The organism is Cyanobium sp. L1E-Cus, assembly GCF_024345755.1.
GTDB lineage: Bacteria > Cyanobacteriota > Cyanobacteriia > PCC-6307 > Cyanobiaceae > Cyanobium_A > Cyanobium_A usitatum.
In genome coordinates, this window is record NZ_JAGQBS010000020.1 from 1 (window position 1) to 22,698 (window position 22,698).

26 protein-coding genes and 1 pseudogene are annotated in these 22,698 nt (G+C 65.0%); 14 read left to right on the forward strand and 13 right to left on the reverse strand.

What is annotated here, in order from left to right:
* Positions 1-256: pseudogene (locus tag KBZ22_RS13340) on the reverse strand (photosystem II D2 protein (photosystem q(a) protein)); the annotation flags it as partial.
* A gap of 229 nt (positions 257-485) precedes the next feature.
* Here KBZ22_RS13340 and KBZ22_RS13345 point away from each other — a divergent pair.
* Entirely contained in the window at positions 486-1,037 is a 552-nt protein-coding gene (locus KBZ22_RS13345; protein WP_254942912.1) for a photosystem I assembly protein Ycf4, read from the forward strand.
* A gap of 29 nt (positions 1,038-1,066) precedes the next feature.
* Positions 1,067-1,780 carry a peptidylprolyl isomerase gene (locus KBZ22_RS13350; protein WP_255022339.1) on the forward strand — a complete coding sequence of 238 codons (714 nt, stop codon included), beginning with the start codon at positions 1,067-1,069 and terminating at the stop codon, positions 1,778-1,780.
* Here the strand turns inward: KBZ22_RS13350 and ilvN are convergent.
* Positions 1,777-2,307 carry an acetolactate synthase small subunit gene (gene ilvN / locus KBZ22_RS13355; RefSeq protein ID WP_106633134.1) on the reverse strand — a complete coding sequence of 177 codons (531 nt, stop codon included), beginning with the start codon at positions 2,305-2,307 and terminating at the stop codon, positions 1,777-1,779. The genes KBZ22_RS13350 and ilvN overlap by 4 nt on opposite strands.
* A gap of 36 nt (positions 2,308-2,343) precedes the next feature.
* Entirely contained in the window at positions 2,344-3,342 is a 999-nt protein-coding gene (locus tag KBZ22_RS13360) for an alpha/beta fold hydrolase (protein WP_396112141.1), read from the reverse strand.
* On the opposite strand from KBZ22_RS13360, the gene KBZ22_RS13365 reads away from it, so the two are divergent.
* From KBZ22_RS13365 to KBZ22_RS13380, 4 genes are all read left to right on the forward strand, one after another.
* A complete protein-coding gene (locus KBZ22_RS13365) occupies positions 3,251-4,483 on the forward strand; it encodes a N2,N2-dimethylguanosine tRNA methyltransferase (RefSeq protein WP_315858621.1) in 1,233 nt (410 codons plus the stop codon). The two genes, KBZ22_RS13360 and KBZ22_RS13365, sit on opposite strands and share 92 nt — an antisense overlap.
* Before the next feature lie 23 nt (positions 4,484-4,506).
* Positions 4,507-4,608, forward strand: a complete 102-nt coding sequence (petM, locus tag KBZ22_RS13370; protein WP_106633132.1) for a cytochrome b6-f complex subunit PetM — start codon at positions 4,507-4,509, stop codon at positions 4,606-4,608.
* 80 nt (positions 4,609-4,688) lie between these two features.
* Positions 4,689-5,651 (forward strand): NAD(P)H-binding protein, encoded by a 963-nt coding sequence (locus KBZ22_RS13375; protein WP_255022341.1) that lies wholly within the window; start codon positions 4,689-4,691, stop codon positions 5,649-5,651.
* Positions 5,652-5,717: 66 nt separating this feature from the next.
* Complete coding sequence (locus KBZ22_RS13380; protein ID WP_255022342.1) at positions 5,718-5,933, forward strand: hypothetical protein; 216 nt, start codon at positions 5,718-5,720, stop codon at positions 5,931-5,933.
* Positions 5,934-5,939: 6 nt separating this feature from the next.
* Here KBZ22_RS13380 and KBZ22_RS13385 read toward each other — a convergent pair whose 3' ends face one another.
* Positions 5,940-6,638, reverse strand: a complete 699-nt coding sequence (locus tag KBZ22_RS13385) for a pseudouridine synthase (protein ID WP_255022354.1) — start codon at positions 6,636-6,638, stop codon at positions 5,940-5,942.
* Between the two features lie 197 nt (positions 6,639-6,835).
* Here KBZ22_RS13385 and infA point away from each other — a divergent pair, with 197 nt between their 5' ends.
* The gene (gene infA / locus KBZ22_RS13390) at positions 6,836-7,102 is read left to right on the forward strand and encodes a translation initiation factor IF-1 (RefSeq protein ID WP_094560946.1); all 267 of its coding nucleotides are present in this window, start codon (positions 6,836-6,838) and stop codon (positions 7,100-7,102) included.
* A gap of 9 nt (positions 7,103-7,111) precedes the next feature.
* On the opposite strand, the gene trxB is transcribed toward infA, so the two are convergent.
* The 3 genes from trxB to KBZ22_RS13405 form a co-directional block, all read right to left on the reverse strand.
* Positions 7,112-8,491: a thioredoxin-disulfide reductase gene (trxB, locus tag KBZ22_RS13395; protein ID WP_255022343.1), complete on the reverse strand. Its 1,380-nt coding sequence runs from the start codon at positions 8,489-8,491 to the stop codon at positions 7,112-7,114.
* A 143-nt stretch (positions 8,492-8,634) separates the two neighbouring features.
* A complete protein-coding gene (locus KBZ22_RS13400; protein ID WP_254942907.1) occupies positions 8,635-8,859 on the reverse strand; it encodes a hypothetical protein in 225 nt (74 codons plus the stop codon).
* A 124-nt stretch (positions 8,860-8,983) separates the two neighbouring features.
* Positions 8,984-10,441 (reverse strand): DEAD/DEAH box helicase, encoded by a 1,458-nt coding sequence (locus KBZ22_RS13405; RefSeq protein ID WP_255022344.1) that lies wholly within the window; start codon positions 10,439-10,441, stop codon positions 8,984-8,986.
* Between the two features lie 127 nt (positions 10,442-10,568).
* Between KBZ22_RS13405 and KBZ22_RS13410 the strand changes: the two genes are divergently transcribed.
* The 5 genes from KBZ22_RS13410 (at position 10,569) to KBZ22_RS13430 (ending at position 14,715) form a co-directional block, all read left to right on the forward strand.
* Complete coding sequence (locus KBZ22_RS13410; protein ID WP_127432044.1) at positions 10,569-10,757, forward strand: hypothetical protein; 189 nt, start codon at positions 10,569-10,571, stop codon at positions 10,755-10,757.
* A 103-nt stretch (positions 10,758-10,860) separates the two neighbouring features.
* Positions 10,861-11,994 (forward strand): NAD(P) transhydrogenase subunit alpha, encoded by a 1,134-nt coding sequence (locus tag KBZ22_RS13415; protein WP_255022345.1) that lies wholly within the window; start codon positions 10,861-10,863, stop codon positions 11,992-11,994.
* Positions 11,994-12,299 carry an NAD(P) transhydrogenase subunit alpha gene (locus tag KBZ22_RS13420; RefSeq protein ID WP_106633123.1) on the forward strand — a complete coding sequence of 102 codons (306 nt, stop codon included), beginning with the start codon at positions 11,994-11,996 and terminating at the stop codon, positions 12,297-12,299. Before KBZ22_RS13415 ends, KBZ22_RS13420 begins: the two co-directional genes overlap by 1 nt.
* The gene (locus KBZ22_RS13425) at positions 12,299-13,726 is read left to right on the forward strand and encodes an NAD(P)(+) transhydrogenase (Re/Si-specific) subunit beta (protein WP_106633122.1); all 1,428 of its coding nucleotides are present in this window, start codon (positions 12,299-12,301) and stop codon (positions 13,724-13,726) included. Before KBZ22_RS13420 ends, KBZ22_RS13425 begins: the two co-directional genes overlap by 1 nt.
* Positions 13,723-14,715 carry a YheT family hydrolase gene (locus tag KBZ22_RS13430; protein WP_255022355.1) on the forward strand — a complete coding sequence of 331 codons (993 nt, stop codon included), beginning with the start codon at positions 13,723-13,725 and terminating at the stop codon, positions 14,713-14,715. Before KBZ22_RS13425 ends, KBZ22_RS13430 begins: the two co-directional genes overlap by 4 nt.
* Here the strand turns inward: KBZ22_RS13430 and KBZ22_RS13435 are convergent.
* Positions 14,699-15,037: a ferredoxin gene (locus KBZ22_RS13435; RefSeq protein ID WP_254942542.1), complete on the reverse strand. Its 339-nt coding sequence runs from the start codon at positions 15,035-15,037 to the stop codon at positions 14,699-14,701. The genes KBZ22_RS13430 and KBZ22_RS13435 overlap by 17 nt on opposite strands.
* The gene (locus KBZ22_RS13440) at positions 15,034-16,284 is read right to left on the reverse strand and encodes a 1-deoxy-D-xylulose-5-phosphate reductoisomerase (RefSeq protein ID WP_255022346.1); all 1,251 of its coding nucleotides are present in this window, start codon (positions 16,282-16,284) and stop codon (positions 15,034-15,036) included. Before KBZ22_RS13440 ends, KBZ22_RS13435 begins: the two co-directional genes overlap by 4 nt.
* A gap of 44 nt (positions 16,285-16,328) precedes the next feature.
* Here KBZ22_RS13440 and KBZ22_RS13445 point away from each other — a divergent pair, with 44 nt between their 5' ends.
* Positions 16,329-16,994 (forward strand): RluA family pseudouridine synthase, encoded by a 666-nt coding sequence (locus KBZ22_RS13445; RefSeq protein ID WP_255022347.1) that lies wholly within the window; start codon positions 16,329-16,331, stop codon positions 16,992-16,994.
* Between the two features lie 19 nt (positions 16,995-17,013).
* Positions 17,014-17,238, forward strand: coding sequence for a hypothetical protein (locus tag KBZ22_RS13450; RefSeq protein WP_255022348.1), 225 nt, complete (start codon positions 17,014-17,016; stop codon positions 17,236-17,238).
* A gap of 14 nt (positions 17,239-17,252) precedes the next feature.
* Here the strand turns inward: KBZ22_RS13450 and KBZ22_RS13455 are convergent, their stop codons facing one another.
* The 4 genes from KBZ22_RS13455 to polA are packed head-to-tail and all read right to left on the reverse strand — an operon-like array spanning position 17,253 to position 22,491.
* The gene (locus tag KBZ22_RS13455) at positions 17,253-17,666 is read right to left on the reverse strand and encodes a PIN domain-containing protein (protein ID WP_255022349.1); all 414 of its coding nucleotides are present in this window, start codon (positions 17,664-17,666) and stop codon (positions 17,253-17,255) included.
* Positions 17,663-17,908 (reverse strand): type II toxin-antitoxin system Phd/YefM family antitoxin, encoded by a 246-nt coding sequence (locus KBZ22_RS13460; RefSeq protein WP_255022350.1) that lies wholly within the window; start codon positions 17,906-17,908, stop codon positions 17,663-17,665. Before KBZ22_RS13460 ends, KBZ22_RS13455 begins: the two co-directional genes overlap by 4 nt.
* A 51-nt stretch (positions 17,909-17,959) precedes the next feature.
* Positions 17,960-19,405: a cysteine--tRNA ligase gene (gene cysS, locus KBZ22_RS13465; RefSeq protein WP_255022351.1), complete on the reverse strand. Its 1,446-nt coding sequence runs from the start codon at positions 19,403-19,405 to the stop codon at positions 17,960-17,962.
* Positions 19,406-19,416: 11 nt separating this feature from the next.
* Complete coding sequence (gene polA / locus KBZ22_RS13470; RefSeq protein ID WP_255022352.1) at positions 19,417-22,491, reverse strand: DNA polymerase I; 3,075 nt, start codon at positions 22,489-22,491, stop codon at positions 19,417-19,419.
* Positions 22,492-22,698: the final 207 nt, after the last annotated feature.

A 22,698-nucleotide genomic window follows, 5' to 3' on the forward strand; every position in this document is an offset into this window, starting at 1 on the left:
CCATGGCATCAGCAGGGGTGCTGACGGCGGCGGTGAGGAAGTTGCAGCCCTCTAGGTAGGAGCTGGCAATTCCGTGGGTGTACCAGGAAGTGACAAAGGTGGTGCCGGTGAGCCAGCCACCCAGGGCCAGATAGGCCGTGGGGAACAGGAGCAGACCAGACCACCCCACAAATACGAAGCGGTCGCGCTTGAGCCAGTCATCGAGGACGTCGAACCATCCCCGTGCTGCTGGCGCGCGCCCTACAGCGATCGTCATGATGATGAAACGGTGCGGGAAACCCGCGGAGGCTGTGGGATTACCGGGCGATAGTAACAACGCTGAAGCGGATCGCGAGACCGGTTGAAACGGGCTGACATGGCTTTCTCTCGCTGGGCTTTCGCAGCTGATTTCTGACTGTCTTTTGCTTTGCTTCTGAGCGCTTGGTCTTGATCAGCCCAGCTCCCCCGACGACCGGTCAGGATGGCACCATTCCTTGCTCCAGGTCATGGCCTCTCCCCAGGCTCCTGCCCCCTTGCTTGAGCTGCCGGTGCTGGGCTCAAGGCGCCTTTCCAATGTGTTGGTTGCCTTGGTGGTGACCACTGGCGGGATCGGCTTCCTACTCACCAGTGTCTCCAGCTATCTCGGCACTGACCTGCTGCCGATCGGCCACCCCGCCGAGCTGGCTTGGCTGCCCCAGGGGTTGGTCATGGGGCTCTACGGGCTGGCCGCCATGGCGCTGTGTGCCTACCTCTGGGTTGTGATCGGCATCGACGTTGGCGCGGGTAGCAACCGCTTTGATCGGGATGCTGGTGTGGCAACTATTAGTCGCCGCGGCTTTCGCCAAGAGATCACGGTGGATATCCCGTTGCGGGAGATTCAGGCTGTGAAGGTAGAGGTGCGAGATGGCCTTAATCCTCGGCGTCGCCTGGCCCTCAAGGTGCAGGGCAGGCGGGATATGCCCTTGACCAGGGTTGGCGAGCCCATGCCCCTGGCCGATCTGGAGTTGTCTGGCGCCCAACTTGCCCGCTTTTTGGGCGTGCCGCTGGAGGGGGTTTGATGAATACCAATTCGAAGACTGGCAATTTGATGACTGGCAACTGGTTGAGTCGCTGGCTCCTGGGCGGTTTGTTGTTGCTAGCGCCCCTATCTCTGGTCGCCTGTGCGGCTGATGGTGGCAGCAGCCCTGTGGGTTGCAGCACCGCCAGCACCCCCTGCCTCAGCGGTACGGCCACAGTCGCACTGCAGACCAGCAAGGGTGAGGTGCAGCTGCAGCTAGATGGTGCTGCCGCGCCGCTGACGGCGGGCAATTTCGTTGATCTAGTTCAGCGTGGCGTCTACAACGGCACCGCTTTTCATCGAGTTGTGCGAGAGCCGGTGCCTTTTGTGGTGCAGGGCGGCGACCCCACCAGCGCTGATCCAAAGGTGCCAGCCAGCCAGCACGGCCTGGGCAGTTTTGTGGATCCAGCCACGGGAATACCCCGTCTGATTCCCTTGGAGATCAAGCGCAGCGACGAACCAGAACCGCGGTATGGCGAGCCTGTGACGGCCCCAGGAGCTACCCGCCAACTGGCTTTGGCCCATCAACGCGGAGCTGTTGCCATGGCCCGTTCCGCCGATCCCAACTCCGCCAGCGCCCAGTTCTACGTAGCCCTGCAGGCCTTGCCTGAACTGGATGGCCGCTACGCCGTCTTTGGCAGGGTGAGTAAGGGCATGGAGGTGGTCGACCAGATCCGCCAGGGCGACAAGATCGTCAAAGCCACGCTGGTGTCGGGCGGGAAGTTGGTGAAGGGAAATCCCTAGGCGGGTACCCGCTTGCTGGATGCGGTGACCTTCAGGAAAGCCGTGTTGACGCCCGAAGCCCGCTCCAATGCCACCTTGCCGGTGCGGGCGATTTCAAGGATGCCGTAGCTCTCCATCACTTGTTCGAGGGCGACGAGCTTGCCCGGATCACCTACCACCTCAAGCGTCAAGGCGTCATCGGCCACGTCGACGACATTGGCGCGGAACACCTGCACCAGATCCAGGATGGCGCTGCGGGTTTCGGCAGGAGCCGACACCTTGAGCAACATCAGTTCCCTCTCCACGGCAGGTATGTGGGATAGATCAATCACCCCAAGCACGTTGACCAGCTTGTCGAGCTGCTTTGTCATCTGCTCGAGGGTGTGATCGTCGCCTGCGACCACCATGGTGAGCCTGGAAATGCCAGCCTTTTCAGCGGGACCCACCGCCAGGCTTTCAATGTTGAAGCCGCGGCGGGCGAATAGGCCGGAGATGCGGCTGAGGGCACCGGATTCGTCTTCCACCAACACCGAAAGGGTGTGTTTCATCTCCTGAGGGACCCGTGGCGCTGGCTGCATTCCAAGTTACCGCCCAGGCCCAGAAAGGGTCTCGGCGGCTGGCAATTGGTCAAGCCATTGAAGTAAGGCGGCATTAAAGGCGTCGGCATGTTCGTCATGGGGACAGTGACCACTGCCAGTCAGCACCGTGAGGGGAAGCTCGGGTCGCAGTCGCCGCACCTGCTGGGCCACCTGAACGGGCACCAGTCGGTCGCGCTGCCCCCAGATCAACAGCAGGGGACGCCCCAGCCTGCGCAGCAGGGCTGGGGCGGTTGCTCCGTAGGGACGCAGGGCCATGGCGATGCTCATCGCCCGCAGGGCCCGCACCGCTCCAGGCCGCCGGGCTGGCCTGGCAATCAGCCGGTGCAGGTCCCTGTCGCCGATCACCGCTTCGCTGTAGGCCGACTGAATGCCTAAATCCAGCAGGGGCGAGTGGGCAATCAGGGGCACCAGTAGCTCCAGGGGTAGCAGCCGGCAGAGAAGGGTCACGAGCCAGCGCTGCAGCCGGCGTTGCCAGGGCCGGCGGCGGGGTGGGCTGCTGCTGTCAGCCAGCAGCAAGGTTGGGTCGGGTAGGGGGGCTGCCACGACTGCTCGCACCAGCTGGGGAAAAAACACGGCGCAGCTGAGAGCCACCAGGCCGCCGAGGGAATGGCCCACCAGCACGGCTGGCCCCTGCACCACCTGCTCGAGAAAGGCCTGCAGCTGCCTGGCCCAGAGGCGGTTGTCCAGTCGCAGGGACGGTTGGCTTGAGGCGCCGAAGCCGATTAGATCAATGCCATAAACCCGCCAGCCGGCTGCAGCCAGCACCGCAGCGTTGCGGCGCCAGTGGCCGCTGCCGGCGGCGAAGCCATGCACAAGCACCAGGGCCGGGTAATTTTCTTCCCCCAGCACCCGCCAGTGGCAGCGCTCCCCTCGCCAGAGCCAATCGGCGTGTGTGCCCCACTCCGCCCCTGAGCTGCCGTCCGCCGCGGGTGGAGGTGCAGGCTGGACTGTTGCAGCCACGGTTGATCTCCTGAGCCAGCACATCGACGCTCACTATTGCGAAGGACGGGCTCGCCTGTTGCCCGGCGCCGGTTTTTTTAGGCCGGAGTCGCGTCCTTCTCGGGATTTGGGGGTGCTGCTCGCCCAAACGCTGGCGGCCCGCGGCCCCTTGCGGGTGCTCGATGCCATGGCCGGCTGCGGCATCAGGGCCTTGCGCTACGGCCTGGAGGGTGGAGCCGTGGCGGTGTGGGCTAACGACGCTGATCCGGATCGGCTGCCTTTGCTGCGTGAAAACCTGGCATCCCTGGCGGGTTTGCGTTGCAGCGCCCTTACTGCCCAGCACCTGCTGGCGGATTGCCTGCAGCGCCAGGAGCGTTTCGAGCTCCTAGACCTGGATGGCTTTGGCTGCCCCACGGCCCTGCTGCCCCTAGCGCTGGAGGCGGTGTCCTTCGGCGGTGTGCTTTACCTAGCCAGCACCGATGGCCGCTCCCCCACCGGCCACGACCGCCCGGCTGCGATCCGGCTGCTGGGGGCGGCGGCCCGGGCCCATCCCGCCAGCTGGGAGCTGGCCCTGCGCCTGCAACTTGGCAGCGTGGCTCGAGCGGCCTGGGCCTTGGGCCGGGGCATCGAGCCCCTATTTAGCTTCAGTGAAGGGCGCACCTTTCGCAGCGCGGTGCGCCTGCGCCGCCGCAGCGAGCCAGGGGAGGAGCATCACCTCGGCATGCTGGCCCACTGCCATGGCTGCGGCGATCAGCAGGTGCAGCCGTTGATTCGCTTACGTCAGTGGCTGCCCTGCCATTGCCCTGCCGGCGAGATTGCGCCCCTGGCGATCAGCGGTCCTCTGTGGATCGGCCCGTTGCAGGAGCCTGGGCTGCTGGCTGAAATGCAGGCGTTCGCTGAGGTTGATCAAGGGGCAAACCTCAGTACGGAGGGGGCTCGCCTGCTTGCCCGCCTGCTTGCTGATAGGGGACTGCCGGCCCGCTGCTGGCCGATGGCGGAAATCGCGCGCCGCCTTAAAGGGGGGGCGCCACCGCTGCTCAGCCTGGTGGCGGCCATGCGGGAGGGGGGCTGGTCGGCCCAGGTCAGTGGGGTGATGCCGGGTCAGCTGCGCAGCGATGCAGCCTGGGGCGAGATCCTGCAGACCGCCGCTCAGTTGGTTGAAATGGCTACTGACACTGCTAAATAGGATGGACTTCCTTTCACTTCGCCATGGCTGCTGAAATTTTCGGTACCGCAGCTTTGTTTTGGATACTCATCCCCGTTGGTCTTGCCGGCGGAGCCCTGCTGTTGAAGCTGGCCGACAACGACTGAGCTCCAAAGGCCAGTCAGAACCCCCTGCTCCCGGCTCGACCCGTCGGACACCTAGGCTCGGGCCCGCTTGAAGGTTGCTAATGCAGGTTTTGGTGGTTGGCGGAACGGGCACCCTGGGCCGGCAAGTTGCCCGCCGTGCCCTCGATGCAGGCCATCAGGTGCGCTGCATGGTGCGCTCCCCCCGTAAAGCCGCTTTCCTGCAGGAATGGGGCTGCGAGCTAACCCGCGGCGATCTGCTTGAGCCTGAAAGCCTCGCCTATGCCCTAGAAGGTCAGGACGCAGTTATAGATGCGGCCACTGCCCGCGCCACGGATTCCGCCAGTGCTTACGACATTGACTGGAAAGGCAAGCAGAATTTATTCGCCGCCTGCCAGGCCGCCTCGGTGAAGCGTCTGGTGTTTGTGTCCTTGCTAGATGCGCACAAGCACCGCGACGTGCCCTTGATGGACATCAAGGCCTGCGCCGAAGACTGGCTGATGGCCTCGGATTTTGATTACACAATCCTGCGCGGCGTTGCCTTCATGCAGGGAGTGATCAGTCAGTTTGCGATTCCCGTGCTGGAAAGTCAGACGGTTTGGGTGAGTGGCTCGCCCACCCCAATCGCTTATATGAACACCCAGGACATGGCCCGCTTTGCTGTAGCGGCTCTGGAGCGTGAGGAAACCGTGCGCCAAGCGTTTCCGGTGGTGGGTCCCCGGGCCTGGACCACCAGCGAAATCACCCAGTTGTGTGAGCGGTTCACGGGTAAGGAGGCTCGCACTTTCCGGGTGCCGCCTGCCTTGCTGGGGTTGATGCGGTCTGTGACCGGCTTCTTTGAGGCCAGCCTCAACGTGGCCGAGCGGCTGACTTTTGAGGCAGTCACCGGTGGGGGCACAGCTCTAGATGCACCAATGGAGGCCAGCTACGCGGCCTTCGGGCTCGATCCGGCTGAAACCACCGGCCTGGAGGGCTATCTCAAGGAGTACTACGACACGATCCTGCGCCGCCTGCGCGAGATGGAGTCTGACCTCGACAAGGAAGCCAAGAAGAAGCTTCCCTTCTAGGCCTTGGCGCCTACGACTGCGGCCGGCAGTTCGCCTGTACTATTATCTGGTTGCTTGGTGGAGTGAATGTCGGTTGCCCAGATCAAAAACTTGCAGCGCCGCTTGGCCAACCTTGAGGCGGAGGCCACCGAAGAGCTCAATCGGGCCTGTGGCCACGAGCTATGGCAAACCCTGGGCTTCGATGCTTTCGATGGCCTCGATGATGCTGACCGGCGGGCCCGTGCCAACTACTACTACGGCCAGTTGCAGGCCGTGCGGGAGCTCAAGGACGTGCTCGGCTAAGCCGCCCTATCCGCCCCCAGCGCCCCGCCCTGATTTCCCGCCGCCGGCGCGGCCGCCCCGACCAGGTGAGGCCCGTCCAGGTGAGATTTTTCCCTTGGCCCGCGACGGCTTAAGCAGCTGCTCGAGGCGCTGGCTTTCGGCTTCGTCCACCTCGCGCCATTGCCCCGGTGCCAGGCCATTGAGCTCGAGCGGGGCGGCGCCGTCCATAAGGTCTATGGCGACCCGCAGCAGCCTCAGGGTGGGCAGATTTACGGCGGCCGTCATGCGACGCACCTGACGGTTGCGGCCTTCCTGCAGCTCCAGTTGCAGCCAGCTGGTGGGAATGGCGGCTCGCTGACGGATCGGTGGGGTGCGCTCTGGCAGGGATGGATCGCTGATCGCCTGGGCTCGAGCCGGCAGGGTGAGTTGCCCCTGAATCAAAAGGCCGCTGCGCAGCTGCTCCAAAGCCTCAGGGTGGGCAGCTGCCTCTCCTTCAACCTGCACCCAGTAGCGGCGCCAGTGGCCAAAGCGGGGGTCGGTGAGGCGCTGCTGCAGGCGGCCATTGCTGGTCAGCAGCAGCAATCCCTCGCTATCGGCATCGAGCCTGCCGGCGGCATAAACCTGCGGAATCGGGATGAACTCCGCCAAACAACCCCAGTCACAGCCGGCTTCTTGCGTGAACTGGCTTAAAACCCCGTAGGGCTTATGGAAAAGAAGGGTGGTCAGCGGCCTGGATTCAGCTGGCTTGACGGGCTTTCCAGAGGTTCACCACACCAATGGAGATCAGCAGCAGCCCCAGATCCAACGAAAGCGGCGGCAAAACCATGGTGGAGCCAAAACGGCACAAGTGAGCCAGACCCTATCGCCTGTCGGGCGGCAATTAAGCTATTCGGAACGATTGAACCTCCAGACAGCGCCCCCGCATGATCGAGACCTCCGGTGTGATTGAAAAAGAACAGGGAAACGGGTTTTACCTGGTGACCCTGGAGCAGCCGGCTGGTCACCAATGTCTCTGCCGGGCGGCAGGCAAGCTGACCAAATTCAGGATCAAGCTGCTGGCTGGTGACAAGGTGTTGGTGGAGATCAGCCCCTACGACCTAACCCGCGGCCGCATCACCTACCGGGAGCGCAATGCGGCTGCCGGCCCCCGTCCCGGCGGCAACCGCCCTGGTGGGCCTAGGCGGCGTTAAGCGCACGCTTCAGACCGCAACGGCTAGCAGGGCTTCAATCGCGACTTTGAATTCGCTGCGCTGCTTGACGCCCTTAAAGGACTGCTTGAGCTCCTTGTTGTGGAACAGCTGCACCGTCGGGGTGCCGGTAACACCGGCTTGGCTGGCAATTTCTTGCTCGGCCTCGATGTCGATCTCCACGCCTTGGGCAGCTCCGCCCAGCTCATCGAGCACGCGCTTGAGCTGGGGCTTAAGCACGTGGCAGGGACCGCAGGTCGGCGAGGTGTAGACGACCAGCAGGGGCTTGCTGCTGTCGTGATAGAGCTTGCGCAGGGCAAAACCTCCCTTCTGCCATAGGGCTTCGGCGTCGTAGTTGTCGGCGTCGCTGGTGGCAGTGCGCACCGGTTCGCCGACGGTGGCCGGTTCTATTGGTTCATGGCTCACCGTGACGGCCAGGTCGTGATGGGTGAGCCAGCGCTCAGCTGCCAGGGCAGCCTGGCAACCACTGCCTGCTGCGGTGATGCCCTGACGCCATTCCGCATCGGCCACGTCGCCAGCGGCGTAGACCCCGGCGGCGCTGGTTTCGGGCCGGCCAGCCTGGGTGGCCAGGTAACCGTGGCTATCAACCTCCAGTTGGCCCTGCACCAGGCGGGTGTTGGGGGTGTGGCCAATGGCGTAGAAGAGGCCCTTAACCGGCAGCTCCTCGCTGGCGCCGCTGCTGGGATCCCTGAGGGTGATTGCTTCGAGCCAGTCGCCACCGCTGGCATCTGCCACTTGGCGGTTCCAATGCACGGTGATGGCGGGGTTGGCAAGCACCCGATCGGCCATGGCGCCACTGGCCCGCAGCTTTTCGCCGCGCACGATCAGGTGCACCTGGCTGCCGTATTTGGTCAGATAAACAGCCTCCTCACAGGCGGAATCGCCCCCACCCACCACGGCCAGTTCGGCTTGACGGAACTGGGGCGTGGCGCCGTCACAGATCGCACAGGCGCTGATCCCCTGGCTCCAGAAGCGCTCCTCGCTTGGCAGGCCTAGCCGGTTGGCACTGGCTCCGGTGGCCAAGATCAAGGCCTGGGTTTCAATGATTTGACCTTCGGCAGTGATGCGGTAGGGCCGCTGGGAAAGGTCGATCGCGGTGGCATCGGCCTCGATCAGACGGGTGCCCCAGCGGACTGCCTGGGCCTTCATTTTGTCCATCAGCTCCGGCCCCATGATCCCGTCCGGAAAGCCGGGGAAGTTCTCAACGTGGGTGGTGGTCATCAGCTGACCGCCAGGGATGCCACCGTCCTGGAAGCCCGTGATCAGGACGGGGCTGAGATTGGCCCTGGCGGCGTAAATGGCGGCGGTGTAGCCAGCGGGCCCTGAACCCACGATCACCAGGTTTTCGACTGAAAGCCCCGAAACCGTCATTGCTTAAGCGGATTGACTATGAGTTGAGCCTAGGAGATCGGCGCGGCAGCGGGAAGGAACGCCAAGGAGAAACTGGCGCAAAATTCTTTAGATTTGCTTTAGAATTGAGTGCAATCTGCTGGGGATTTGCATCTCAAATTGGCTCATATTTCCAGGATGCCGTCGCTGGTGGGCCGGATTCCCTGGCCCAGGTCGTTTGGCACCATCAACACGCTTGCGGCAAGGAGTTCCGGGTGCTCTTCCAGGCAGAGCAGCCATTCTCGGAATTCCTCCGTGACCGCAAAGCTTTCTTCGAAATGTTCGAGGGCATCGAGGGTGGCTCGGCGGGCCAAAGCCCAGCTGACAGCAACGGTTAGGCGGCGATTCACTGCGGCATCCATGCTCCCCTCTCCCTTGGATCAGACCACGCTGCCGGGCTATGGGCCCTGGGAAGGTATTGGTTGACACAACGTCGCATATTTGCGCTTAAACCTTGTATCGCTAAAGCAGTTTTCAGGCCGTTCGCTGCAGAAAACTCGGTAGCTCCGGCCCCATGCTGATCACCGCACCGATCCTTGCTTCTACAGCTTGCAGGGGTAGGGAACCTCCCTGGTTACTAGCGAGTGAGACAGGCTCTGTAGCCACTTGCTTCGGCTTGATCAGGTAGGGCTCGCTGAGGGACCAGCTGCGGGCGTAGCTCATCAGCAATGGGTCGGCTGGCGCGAACACATAGGACGGCTGCCGCGGCACGGTCTCCACGGCGGCGCGTTGGCCATCCATGCGCACAGCCCTGGTGATGGCTTGTACAAAGCGGCTGCGAGTTACCACCGTGGTGAGGTAGGCAACTACCCGCAGTCTTGGGGCGTCAAAGCCCTCGGCGCACATATCAATGCTCACTAGCCAGTCCGCCTCGCCGGCCTGGAAGGCGGCCAGGCGGGCGCTGGCCTCCGGGTCCTGGGAATGGACCAGGTGTACCCGGTCGCCCTCCTCCTCCAGCAGCCCGGTGATGCGCCTGGCGTGGGCGATGTCGCGGGCGATCACCAGCCCGCCCGCCTCGGGGTGGTCGGCCCGCACTCGCTCCAGCCGTTGACGGGCCTTGAGCAGTAGCCGCAGGGCGATGCTGCTGGCATCTCCGAGTTGAATGGCGCGGCGCAAGTTGCGGGCTCGCCAGCTCTCCCGCGCTTCAGCTGAAAGGGGCGAGGTTTCGGTGTCGGCGGAGGCCTGGGGCCTGCCGTGCTCGACCCAGCCGTCCTGGAAGCGAAATTCCAGGGGCCGCACATCGCCGGCCAAGATCAGCTGGCGGGGTTCCACGCTCAAATCGGGGGCGATGCGTTCGATCACCTGATCTCCCTCGCGCACTTTTACCCGTCGGGCGGCGCAAAAGGCCAGGTTGTCGGCGCGGAAAGGGGTGCCGGTGAGGCCGAGTCGCAGCTGGGCTGGAGCGGTGAGCTGGCTGAAGGCGAAACCCCAGGCCGCAGCCTCTGGTTCATCCGGATCCAGGCCCAGGTGGTGCACTTCATCGGCAATGGCCAGCCAGCTTCCCAGGGCTATGCGGGGTAGGGCTGCCTCGAGGGCAAGGCGGTGCCGGGCCGTGCACTGATAGCTGAGCAGCAGGCCATCCCAGTTTGAATTTGCTTCGAGGGCTGATAGCCCCTGCTCCGGGTCCCACTCCAGCAGGCGCAGGTTGAGGCGCTCCGCAGCTCCCAGCCACTGACGGGCGATTGAGCTCCGGTGGCAGAAGATCAAAAAGCGATCGAGCCTCCCCTCCCGCTGCAGGGTGATGAAGCTGAGCAGGGCTCCCAGGGTTTTGCCCGCACCCGGTCCTGCATGGATCAGCACGTCATGGCCGCCAGGCTGGTGGTTGAGCAGGCGGGCCCGCAGCAGCTGGATCAGGCGGCTCTGCCACTGCCTGGGTCGCACGGCGGTTGTTGTGGGCGGCGGGATGCCCAGGTCGAAGGAAGGAAATCCCATCACGCCATTGTGGCCAGAGGTGCCCTGGCGTCAGCAGGCCACCTGCAAATGGGTGATCTGGCCTATGGGCTTATGGCCCAGCGTGCCTAGTTTCAGTTCAACCCCCGGCTCCCCTGTTGTTTTCCCTATGGCGAACTCCTGCCCCGATCCGGATGCCTGGGCCTGGGCTCCCGCCTTGCAGCTTTGGCATCTAAACCGCTGCTGGGCTCTTGAATGCGACATCGATCCGATGATCCTGCGGGCGCGTCAGCTGCGTCACCAAGGCGCCCTGCCGCAGGCCAGCTGCGTTGAACAGGAGTTGCTTCCCCTGTTTTGAGCTCCACCTGGCTTGGATGGGCAACTGCGCACATTTGCCGCAGTTGTGTTGCTCAGGCGAGGGGAGACACCCCCTAATAGATCTATGGCCTCCGGGAACCCACTTGGCTGAAGTATTGATCCTGCGGGAACGCAACCCGGGAGAGTGTCGCGTTGCCGCAACTCCCGAAACCGTTCGCCGGCTGCTGGCCCGGGGGCTGACGCTGCAAGTTGAGCAAAGCGCTGGCTTGGCGGCCGGCTATGCCGACCATGAATTTGAAACGGCTGGAGCCCGTCTTGTTGCCCCAGGTCCCGAGTTGGGCGCTGGCGTCGATGCGGTGCTTTGCGTCAATCCACCCGCTGCCGAGGTGCTGGATCAGCTGCGGCCCGGCACCCTGCTGGCTGGTCTGCTCTCCCCCTATGGCGCCATCGCCCTAGTGGAACAGCTTCAGTCCCGGCGGGTGTCGGCCTTGGCCTTGGAGCTGCTGCCCCGGATCAGCAGGGCCCAGTCCATGGATGTGCTGTCGTCCCAGGCCAACATCGCCGGTTACAAGGCGGTGCTGCTGGCGTCTGCAGCCCTAGATCGCTACGTGCCGATGTTGATGACAGCGGCGGGCACAATTCAGCCGGCTCGGGCCCTGATCCTGGGCGCAGGGGTGGCGGGGCTGCAGGCTTTGGCAACCGCCCGGCGTCTTGGCGCGGTGGTCTATGTCAGTGATGTGCGGCCTGCGGCTAAGGAGCAGGTTGAGTCTCTGGGTGGCAGGTTTCTTTCCCCACCCGAGCAGGAGGAGCGCCCAGCTGAAGCAGGCGGCTACGCCAAGGCGGCTAGCGAAGCCTTTCTGGCTGCCCAGCGCCAGCAGTTGGCCGATCAGCTGGCCCTGGCCGACATGGTGATCTGCACCGCCCAGGTGCCGGGCCGGCGAGCACCCCTGCTGATTTCCGATGAGATGCTGGCGGGTATGCGCCCCGGCTCAGTGGTGGTGGATTTGGCCGTGGCCCAGGGCGGCAACTGCGCCGGCACGGTCTGCGGCCAAACCGTGGAGCGCCACGGCGTGCGCCTGATTGGTGGCGATGGCCTGCCCAGCTCCGTTGCCAACCACGCCAGCGCCCTTTACGCCCGCAACCTGGCGGCCCTGGTGGAGCACGTGCTGGGCGAAGACGGCTTCCAGCTCGACCAGGAGGACCCGATCGTGGCCGGCTGCCTGTTCACTCACGATGGCGCCTGCCGTTTCCCTGACCTCGTTTCCGGAGCTAACTGATGAGTGCCTTGACCCAAGCCCTCTGGGTGCTCTTGCTGGGCAGCCTTTTGGGACTCGAACTGATCGGCAAGGTGCCTCCCACCCTGCACACTCCTCTTATGAGTGGTGCCAATGCGATCAGCGGCATCACCGTGCTGGCTTCGCTCACCCTGATCGCCCAGGCCAATGACCAGCTGCCCCTGCTGGTGCTCGGCTCGCTTTCCCTGGGCTTTGCCCTGTTCAACGTCGTTGGCGGCTTCCTGGTCACCGACCGCATGCTGGCCATGTTTTCGCGCAAATCACCCCGCACCGGAGGGACCCGCTGATGGCTGGACTTGATCTTTTGCCCGCCCTGATCGATCTGGGTGCCGTGCTGTTGCTGGCCCTCGGTATCAAGGGCCTCTCCAAGGTGAGCACCGCTCGCTCCGCCAATGGTTTGGCGGCCCTGGCCATGGGCCTGGCCGTGCTTGGCTTGCTGATTCAGCAACCCCTCTCCCCCCAAGCCTGGCTTTGGGTAGCGATCGGCACTGGCCTGGGCGGTGTGCTCGGCCTGATTACGGCCCAGCGGGTGCCGATGACTGCCATGCCCGAAACCGTGGCGCTGTTTAACGGCTGCGGCGGTATGGCGTCGTTGCTGGTGGCTCTTGGGGTGGCGCTGTTTAGCCCGGGGGAGGGCTCCTCCGGCCTGGTGGAGCAGATCTCGATCGTGATTTCGGTGTTCGTTGGTGCGATCACCTTCAGTGGCTCGATCGTGGCGATGGGCAAGTTGCAGGGCTGGATTGATACCCCCGGCTGGACCCAGAGCACCATGCGCCACGCCGTGAATATTTCACTGGCGGTGGCCTGCCTGGCCGGTGCGATTGCCCTCCCTGGCGATATGGCGGGAGCTCCTCTTTGGGTGCTGGTGGTGGCTTCTTCCCTACTGGGTATCGGAGTCACCCTGCCGATCGGCGGTGCTGACATGCCTGTGGTGATCTCGCTGCTCAACTCCTATTCCGGAGTAGCAGCAGCTGCAGCAGGTTTCGTCGTTGGCAGCCAACTGCTGATTGTGGCTGGCGCCATGGTGGGTGCTGCGGGCCTGATCCTCACCCAGGTGATGTGCACCGCCATGAACCGCTCCCTGGTGAGCGTCTTGTTTGGAGGCGCCCTTGGTGGGGCGGCACCGGTGGGCGGTGGCGGCGAAGAGGCCGGCTACACCCGCATCACCAGCTGCAGCGCTGAGGAATGCGCTCTTGCCCTGGAGGCTGCTGAGCGAGTGGTGTTTGTGCCCGGCTATGGCCTGGCGGTGGCCCAAGCCCAGCACGCCCTGCGCGAACTTTCCAAGTTGCTGGAAAACCACGGCGTGGAGGTGACCTATGCGATCCACCCTGTGGCTGGGCGTATGCCTGGTCACATGAATGTGCTGCTGGCAGAGGCCGATGTGCCCTACGAGCAACTGCTGGAGATGGACACGGTCAACCCTGAATTCCCCCGCACCGATGTGGTGATTGTGCTGGGCGCCAACGACGTGGTTAACCCAGACGCCAAGACCGATTCCACCAGCCCTCTCTACGGCATGCCCGTGCTTGAGGTGGACCAAGCCCGCCAGGTGTTTGTGGTGAAGCGCAGCCTTGGCGCTGGCTATGCCGGTATTAAAAACGCCCTCTTTGAGCTGCCCCAGACCGCCATGGTCTTTGGTGATGCCAAGGCCGTGCTCAATGGCCTGCTCACCGAGCTGCGCAGCATGGGGGTGGGTAAGAAGGTGGCCGCCTGAAGGAGTCCGCCTCGACACCCCCTGTTTTTAAGCAACGCTGGCCCTGGATCGGCCCCGATCTCCAGACCCTGCGAGACACCCTCAGGCCGCCAAAGCTGCCCCTAGATCTCGGTGAACCGCTCCCCATTGCGGTGGGCGGTGATGCCTCCCTGCTAGCGCTGGTTGATTCGCCAGTTGCTGGGGCACCTAGGGCACTTGTGCTTTTACTGCACGGTTTGGGTGGATCGAGCGAACGGGAGGGGTTGCGGCGCATGGGCCTCAGCCTTCAAGCCGCGGGTTTCGCGGTGTGGCGCCTGAATTTGCGGGGTGCCGGACCGGGCAGGCACCTGGCGCCTGGCACCTATGCAGCCCGTTGCGATAGCGACCTGCTGCCCGTACTGGAGTTGGCCCAGCAGCGGGCCGGTGGCCTGCCTCTTTTTGGTGTGGGGATTTCGTTGGGCGGCACGATGCTCCTCAATGCCTGCCTGGCTAGTTCGGGGGTGCTGGATGGTGTGGTGTGCACCAGCAGCCCGCTTGATCTGGCCCTTTGCTCGCAGCAGATTGAGCTGCCCCGCAACCGGGTGTATCAGCGCTGGCTGCTGCGCCGGCTCTGCGCCCAGACCCTGGCCGATCCATTTGGGGTGAGCGACGCTGAGCGCCAGGCCCTGCAGGGGCCAGAGCGGCCCCGCTCGATTCGCAGCTTCGATGCTGCTATCACTGCCCCTCGCTGGGGCTACGCCTCCGTTGACGATTACTACCGGGAGGCTTCGCCCCTGCCGCGTCTGCTTTCAGCATCGGTCGATTTGCCGCCGAGCCTGCTGCTGCACTCCCTCGACGACCCTTGGGTGCCGGCCAGTGGCGCCCAGCTCTTGGCCCAGCAGCACCTTCCTGGCCTTGATGTGGTGCTCACGGCCCATGGCGGCCATAACGGCTTCCATGGGGTGGGTGATGAGCCACTCAGTTGCTGGGGTGATCAGCTGGTGGCGAGCTGGCTTAAGCGGCAGCTTTGAGGCTCATGCGCTTGATGATCCACTGCTCAATCGGCTGGCCGCCGATCACGTGCTCCCGCAGGATTGGCTCGATGCGCTCGGGGCTGACGCCGCCATAAACGGTGCCTTCGGGCCAGATCAGCAGGATGGGGCCCTCGGCGCAAATGCGCAGGCAGTCGGCCTTGGTGCGCAGCACGATCCCCTCGGGCCGGGCCGGATCCTCGAGGCCCAGCTCCCGCACCAGGCGCTTGAGCTCGTCCCAGCTGGCGGCGCCAATGGCGGGATCGGGGCAGCAGAGCGCCTTGCTGGGAGTGGCGCAGAGCAGCAGGTGGTGCGAGATCACGCCGGCAGCGCAGCTGGCGCCTTGGCCTGGAGCCGGGCTGCAGCCTCATGCACGGCCTGACGGGCCCAAGCGTCTACGGCCAGCACGTCGTCTAGGGAGGGATTGGCCATGAGATCGACTTGGTGGCGATCACACACCCCGTCGATCAATGTCGGGATATCGAGGAAGTGGACCCTCTCCTCGAGGAAGAGGGCCACGGCCTGTTCGTTGGCGGCGTTCATTACCGCCGGCATCGTGCCGCCGGCGCGGCCGGCCGCGTAGGCCAGCTGCATGCAGGGGTATTTGGCCGGGTCGGGGGCGCGGAAGCTGAGCTGGCCCACCTCGGTGAGATCGAGCCGGCGCCAGGGGGTGCTCAGGCGCTCGGGCCAGCTGAGGCAATAAAGAATGGGCAGCTTCATATCGGGCCAGCCGAGCTGGGCCAGCACCGAGGAATCGGCCAGCTCCACCATCGAATGGATGATCGATTGGGGGTGGATGACGATCTCGATGTGGTCGTAGTCGAGGCCGAACAGGTAGTGGGCCTCGATCACTTCCAGGCCCTTATTCATTAAGGAGGCCGAATCCACGGTGATTTTGCGGCCCATGCTCCAGTTGGGGTGGCTGGTGGCATCGGCCACGGTGGCCTTGTGGAGGTCTGCCGGAGCCCAGTCGCGGAAGGCGCCGCCGGAGGCCGTGAGCTGGATGCGGCGCAGGCCCGGGGTGGGGCTGCCGGTGGAGAGCCGCGCCGTCTCGGCGTAGGGGGTGCCTTGCAGGCACTGGAAGATCGCCGAGTGCTCGGAATCAGCCGGCAGTAGGCGTGAGCCGCTTATCTCCAGCTCCGGCAGCACCACGGGCCCGGCGGCGATCAGGGTTTCCTTATTGGCCAGTGCCAGATCCTTGCCGGCGCGGATGGCGGCCAGGGTGGGCAGCAGGCCAGCGCAGCCCACGATCCCCGTAACCACCAGGTCGGCCGTGGACCAGGCGGCGGCGGCGCAGAGGCCCTCAGAGCCCCCCAGCAGCTCGGGCATCCGGGCGGGCCTGGCGGCGGGTTCCAGGGCCTGCAGCCGCTCGCACAGCTCGCTGACGCGCTCGGCATTGGCCAGGGCCACCACTTCAGGCGCATGGCGCTGGATCTGACTCACCAATAGATCCAGGTTGTTGCCGGCCGTGAGGGCCACCACCCGGAAGCGGTCCGGGAATTCCTCGGCCAGTTCAAGGGTTTGGGTGCCGATCGAGCCGGTGGAGCCGAGCACGGAGAGGGCTTTCACGGCGGCAACTCAAGTGGTAGCAAGTCTCCCATTGACCCTGCAGGATGCCCCGCAGTGATCCCGGCTGTTGTGTGCTCTATGCCGATCCCTGGCTGCTGGCCCTGCTGAAGCCCTCGGGCCTGCTTAGCCAGCCGGGGCTTGGGCCCGAGCTGGCCGATTCCCTAATCAGTAGGGCCCAGGAGCGGTGGCCGGAGGTAAGGCTGGTGCACCGCCTCGATCGCGATACCTCGGGGCTGATCCTGCTGGCCAGAGACGCCACCACCCATCGGGCCCTAAGTGCCGCTTTCGCCGAACGGCGCGTGCGCAAGACCTACCTGGCCGTGGTCCAGGGGCTGCCTGCGGATCGGGGCGGGGTAATCAACCAGCCGCTAGCCCGGATCGCAACTCGGCCGCCCCGCTATGGGGTGGTGCCGTTAGAGCAGGGGGGCAAGCCGGCCCTCACCCGCTGGCGAGTGCTGAGGCGCTTCGAGGGCTCGAGTTTGCTGTTGCTGCAACCCCGCACCGGCCGCTCTCATCAGTTGCGGGTGCACCTGGCGGACCTTGGCCATCCGGTGCTGGGCGACCACCTCTACGGAGACCCTGCCGCGGCGCCGCGGCTGCAGCTCCATGCCGCCGGTCTGCAGCTGCTGCATCCGGCCACGGGCAAGCCGCTGCATTTGCGCAGCCGTTGCTTTGGCGATGGGCTGGTGGGGGTGGATCCCCTTAACTGATCCCAGTTGAACTTTTCCCATGGCGGCACTGCCCGTGTGGCTGCAGCGCTGGAACTTCATCGACCGGGCCAAGCTCGAGCGCCAGCTCTGGGATGCCTTCGAGCGGCAAGAGGACCTGCAGGCCCTGGTGGATAGCTGTGAGCCGGGCTTTCAAAAAGAGGTGTGGACCACCACCCTGGAGCGGATTCGCAAGATCGAGCGGATGATGCAGGGCCGTCAGGCACCCGAGTCGAGCGAGGACTGAGTAAGGGCTTGCACTCAGGTGCTGGCGGTGATCGAGAGACAAACCAGGTCAACTTGGACCTTTTCGAGGCGGTTGTCGTTGGTTATTAGGGCTACGCAGCCGTGCTGCAGAGCAGTGGCCAGGTGTATCGCATCAGGTGTTTTAAGGCCGTGGATGGCGCGTAGTGCGGTGGCATGGGCGAAGCTGGCATCGTTGATGCTGAGCCACTCAAACTGCCGCAGCCAGGACTGATAGCTAACCAGCAGATCGATTTGCTGGCGGGCTAGGGGCTGCACCAGGCATTCCAGCTGAACCAGGGGGGATATTGCCAGGGTTCGGTCCTCGGCTAGCTGATTTGCCAGGCACCGCCGGGCTGCTTCGCCAAACTGGGAATGGTGTTCTAGGGCGTAGATCAGCACACAGCTGTCGACATAGACCAGGCTCCTCAATCCCAACTGGCGCGCTGTGCCTGGATGTCGGCTTCGATCGCAGTGTGGCTGCGCTGCAGGTGGGAAGGTAAGGGGTTGGCGTCTAGCCAGGCGATCGGGTCGAGGGTGCAGGGTGGACTTTCCACGGCCACGAGCCTCACTGCAGGGATGCCCCGCTGGGCGATTACCACCTCTTCACCGGCTTGGGCGGCTCGGACTAGGCGGGAGAGCTGATTTTTGGCTTCGAGGATGTTGACCTGCATGAGATCAACTTAGCCAGAAGCACAGCAAGCTGGCCAGATTGTTGGGCATGCTCAGCCCCGCAGCCATTCCGTGATGCCTCCAGGCCTGTCGATCAGCTCGATGCCCTGGGCCCTCAGGCCATCGCGGATGCCGTCGGCAGCAGGGAAATCCTTGGCGGCCTTAGCGGCCTGACGCTGATCGATTTGGGCCTGGATCTCGGCGTCGCTGGGGCCGGGGCTGGTGCTGCTGGTTTTGGCCTCGGTTTCGCTCTGGAGGCCAAGCACTCCGGCCAGTTCCAGCAGCAGCTGGCCTTGATCTACCAGCTCTGGAGCCCGGGCCTCCTCGGCGGCGCTGGTGTCGCCGCGCTCCAGCCGATTGGCGAGGGCGCGCAGGGGCTTGGCCAGCTCAAACAGCACCGCCAGGGCGGCGGAGGTGTTGAGGTCGTCGTCCATGGCGGCGGCGAAGCGCGCACGGGCGGCGGCGAGCTCTGGGGTGGCGCCAGGGTCGGGGCTTGAGGTGGCGGCGGCGAGGCCCAGGGCCGCATTGAGACCCTTCCAGCCGGTGGCGGCGGCCTCAAGGGCGTCGGCGCTGAAGTCGAGCGGCTTGCGGTAGTGGGCCTGGAGGGTGAACAGGCGCAATGTCATCGGCGTGATGCCGGAATCGAGCAGGGCGCGGATGGTGGTGAAGTTGCCCAGGGATTTGGACATCTTCTGGCCGCCCACATTGACCATGCCGTTGTGCAGCCAATAGCGGGCCAGCTCCTGGCCGCTGGCCGCCTCCGACTGGGCAATTTCGTTTTCGTGGTGGGGAAAGATCAGGTCGGCGCCACCGAGGTGGATGTCGATCGTGTCGCCGAGCTCCTCGCGCACCATCGCTGAGCACTCGATATGCCAGCCGGGCCGGCCTGGACCCCAGGGCGAATCCCAGCTGGGTTCGCCGGGTTTGGTCCCCTTCCAGAGGGCAAAGTCGAAGGGGTGTTGCTTGCGGGCCTCCTCTGCAGTGGCCACTCGGCCGGCGGCGTTGTCCTGCTGCTCGGCTAGGTCGCGGCCGGAGAGCTTGCCGTAGCCGGCATGCTTCATCACGGCGAAATAGACATCACCATCGGCGCTGTAGGCGGCCCCCTTGGCTTCCAGTTCGGTGATCAGGCTGCGAATGGCGTCCAGGCTTTGGGTGGCCCGCGGCATACGGTCGGGCGGCAGGATATTTAGCCGGGCCATGTCGGTCACGAAGGCCTCGATGTTGCGCTCACTCACCGCCTGCATCGAGCTGCCCTCCTCCGCTGCGCGACCCAGGATCTTGTCGTCGATGTCGGTGTAGTTCTGCACAAACGTCACCCGGTAGCCGCTCCACAGCAGGTGGCGGCGCAGCACATCCCAGGCGATGTAGCTGCGGGCATGGCCCAGGTGGCAGAGGTCGTAGACCGTCACGCCGCAGCAGTAGATGCTCACCTGGCCCGGCTCGAGCGGCTGGAATTCCTCGATGCGGCGCGTGAGGGTGTTGGTGAGGCGCAGGGTCATTGAGCTGCTGGTTACTTGGCTTCCATCCAGTTAGGACCCACGCCCGTCTCCACCACCAGGGGCACCGACAGGGCCACGGCCCGCTCCATGGTTTCACGGGTCAAGGTGAGCACCGCTTCGAGGGCCTCGGGAGCCGCTTCGAGCACCAGTTCGTCGTGCACCTGCAGCAAAAGTCTTGCGGGTAGCTGGGCCGCCTCTAGCTCCCGGTGCAGCTGCACCATCGCCAGCTTGATGATGTCGGCGCTGGATCCCTGGATCGGTGCGTTGGCAGCAGCCCGCAACTGTTGGGCCTCCATGCCACCGCGGCGGGCCACCTCCAGGTCGATCTCGAGGGGATCCTTGCCCCGCAGCCGGCCCAGGCCATTGGGGTCGAAGTGGAAGGGGCGGCGGCGGCCCAGGATCGTTTCCACGTAGCCCCGGCTCAGGGCCAGCCGCTCCTGCAGCTCCAGGAAGGCGAACACCTTCGGGTAGCGCTGCTTGTACTTACCCAGAAACTCTTTGGCGTCGGCCTGGCTCACGCCCGTTTCTCGGGCGAAGCGCTGGGCGCCCATGCCGTAGATCACGCCGAAGTTGATCGTCTTGCCCAGGCGGCGTTCATCCGGCGTCACGGTGTCCTTCTCCAGCAGCAGCCGGGCGGTGAGGGCGTGTACGTCGTCGCCGGTGCGGTAGGCCTCCACCAGCACCGCTTCGCCAGAAAGGTGGGCCAGGATGCGCAGCTCGATCTGGGAGTAGTCGGCGCTGATCAGCGACCAACCCTCCTGGGGCAGGAAGGCCTTGCGGATTCGCCGCGAAAACTCGGTGCGGATCGGGATGTTCTGCAGGTTGGGGTTGCTGCTGCTCAGGCGCCCGGTGGCGGTGACGGCCTGGTTGAAATCGGTGTGCACCCGCCCGGTTTCCGGCTCCATCAGGGCCGGCAGGGCATCCACGTAGGTGCTCTTGAGCTTGCTGAGGGTGCGGTGCTCCAGCACCAGGGGCACCACTGGGTGATCGGTTTCGAGCTTCTCGAGCACGGTGGCATCGGTGCTCCAGCCGGTTTTGGTTTTGCGAGATTTCTTGCGATCCAGCCCAAGGGTGTCGAACAACAGTTCGCCCAACTGTTTGGGGGAGGCGAGGTTGAAGTCCACCCCGGCGGCGGCCTTGGCCTCGCCCTCAAGGCGATCCAGGGTGATTTTGAGCTCGGCGCTGAGCTCACCCAGGTAGGCGGTGTCGACGCGGATGCCGGTGGCCTCCATCAGGGCCAGCACCGGCTCGAGGGGCAGCTCCAGCTGGTCGAGCAGCTCGGGTAGGGCAGCGCCCATGGCGGTGAGCTCGCGGCGCAGCAGCTGGGCCAGGCGCCAGGTGAGGTGCACATCCATGCCGCAGTAGAGGGCGGCTGCGCCGATCGCCACGGCGGCGAAATTGGCGCCCTTGGGCACTAGCTCGCTGTAGCTGGTGGGGCTGAAGCCGAAGTTGCGCTCGGCCAGGGCATCGAGGCCGTGCTTCTCGCCGGCATCGCGCAGGTAATCGGCCAGCATCGTGTCCATCACCACCCCCTCCAGGCGCAGGCCGTGGCGCAGCAGGATCAGCCGGTCGTACTTGGCGTTTTGCAGAGCCTTGGAGTGGGAGGCGCTGGCCAGCCAGGGGGCCAGGGCGGTGAGCACCGCAGCTAGGGGCAGTTGCTGAATCTGTTGAGGAGGTTGTACAGATGTACAACCTCCCGGAGCGCTTTCTGTTGAGGTTCCAGAAGGGATCTTCAGAAGCTCCTGGATGTCCCCGCTGGCTTGGCTCTGCTGCGCTGGGAGCTGCTCGGGAAGATGGTGGCCGATCGGGATGTAGGCCAGTTCCCCCGGGCCATCTCCCCAGGCCACGCCCACCCCCACCAACTCAGCCTGGAAGGGGTTGAGGCTGGTGGTTTCGGTGTCTAGGGCCACGGGGCGGCCCGGATCTGTGCAGCCGTTGAGGCGCTGCACCAGGGCGGCCAGGCCCTCGGCGCTGGTGACCAGCTGGGGCTTGAGGGCCGGCAGGGCTGGGGCTTCTTCAGGGGGGTTCGCCTCTGGGCTGCCGCTAGTGGCGGTTTGGGCGGTGGCTGGGCTGGGCGTGCCGCTGCCTGGGCTGGATCCCTCGCTGGGCTGCGGCGGCACGGCCGAGAACAGCTGGGCGAAGTTGGGCACCTGTTTCACCAGGCTGTAAAGCTCCAGCTCCTCCAGGCTGCCGGCCAGGGCGTCGGCCTTCACAGCCCCCAGCTCCAGCCGGGGCTCGCTGGGCAGGGGGATGTCGATCAGGATTTCGGCCAGCATCCGCGAGCGGTAGGCGTTGTCGCGGTCGGCGCGCAGCTTGTCCACCAGGGCTCCCTTAAGCACGCCCTTGGGGTCCTTGGCTTTGGGGCCCGCCAGCTCGAGCGCCTCAAGGGCGGCATAGATGCCGTCCACATGGTCGTAGGCGGCTAGGAGGTTGATGGCGGTCTTGGGGCCCACCCCCTTAACGCCTGGGATGTTGTCGGAGCTGTCGCCGGTGAGCGCCTTGAGGTCGACCACCTCTTCGGGGGTGACGCCGAGCTTGGCGATCACGCCCTCGCGGCGGATCTCGCTGGGGCCGCTGTTTTTGGCGTAGGGGCCGCCACCCATGTAGAGCACGGCGATGTCGCGCTCGTCGTCGACCAGTTGGAACAGGTCGCGGTCGCCCGAGAGGATCCGCACCCGCCAGCCGGCGTTGGCGGCCCTGTTGGCCAGGGTGCCGAGCACGTCGTCGGCCTCGAAGCCCGGTGCCATCGCCAGCGGTATGTCGAGGCTCTCGGCCAGGATCTGCTGCAGGTTGGCCAGATCGGCGAAGAAGTGCTCCGGCGCCACATCCCGGTGGGCCTTATAGGCCGCATCGGCCTCGTGGCGGAAGGTGGGTTCGGCCGTGTCGAAGGCCACCACCAGGCCATTGGGCTTGAGGCCTTTGCAGTTGTCGAGCAGGGCCTTTAAGAAGCCGTAGGTGACGCTGGTGGGCACCCCCGCCTTGGTGCTCAGCCCCCCTTCGCCCCCCTTGGCGAAGGCGTAAAAGCTGCGGAAGGCCAGGGAGTGGCCGTCGATCAGCAGCAGCAGGGGCTTGGTGCCAGGGGCCACGGTGCTGCCAGGGGTGATGGGTCGGGTCAGCCTGCCAGAGCTCAGGGAGCCAGGCGCAGGGTGAAGCAGAGAGGGGTTTTCTAGGGAGACTCTGGAAAACGCAGGGCATCCACGCGAGAATAGGTGCGCATACCAAGGCCGGGACTGGGGTGATGGGCGGCAAGCAGCTCGGGTTTGCTGATTACGAGCAAACAACAGCCAAAAAGC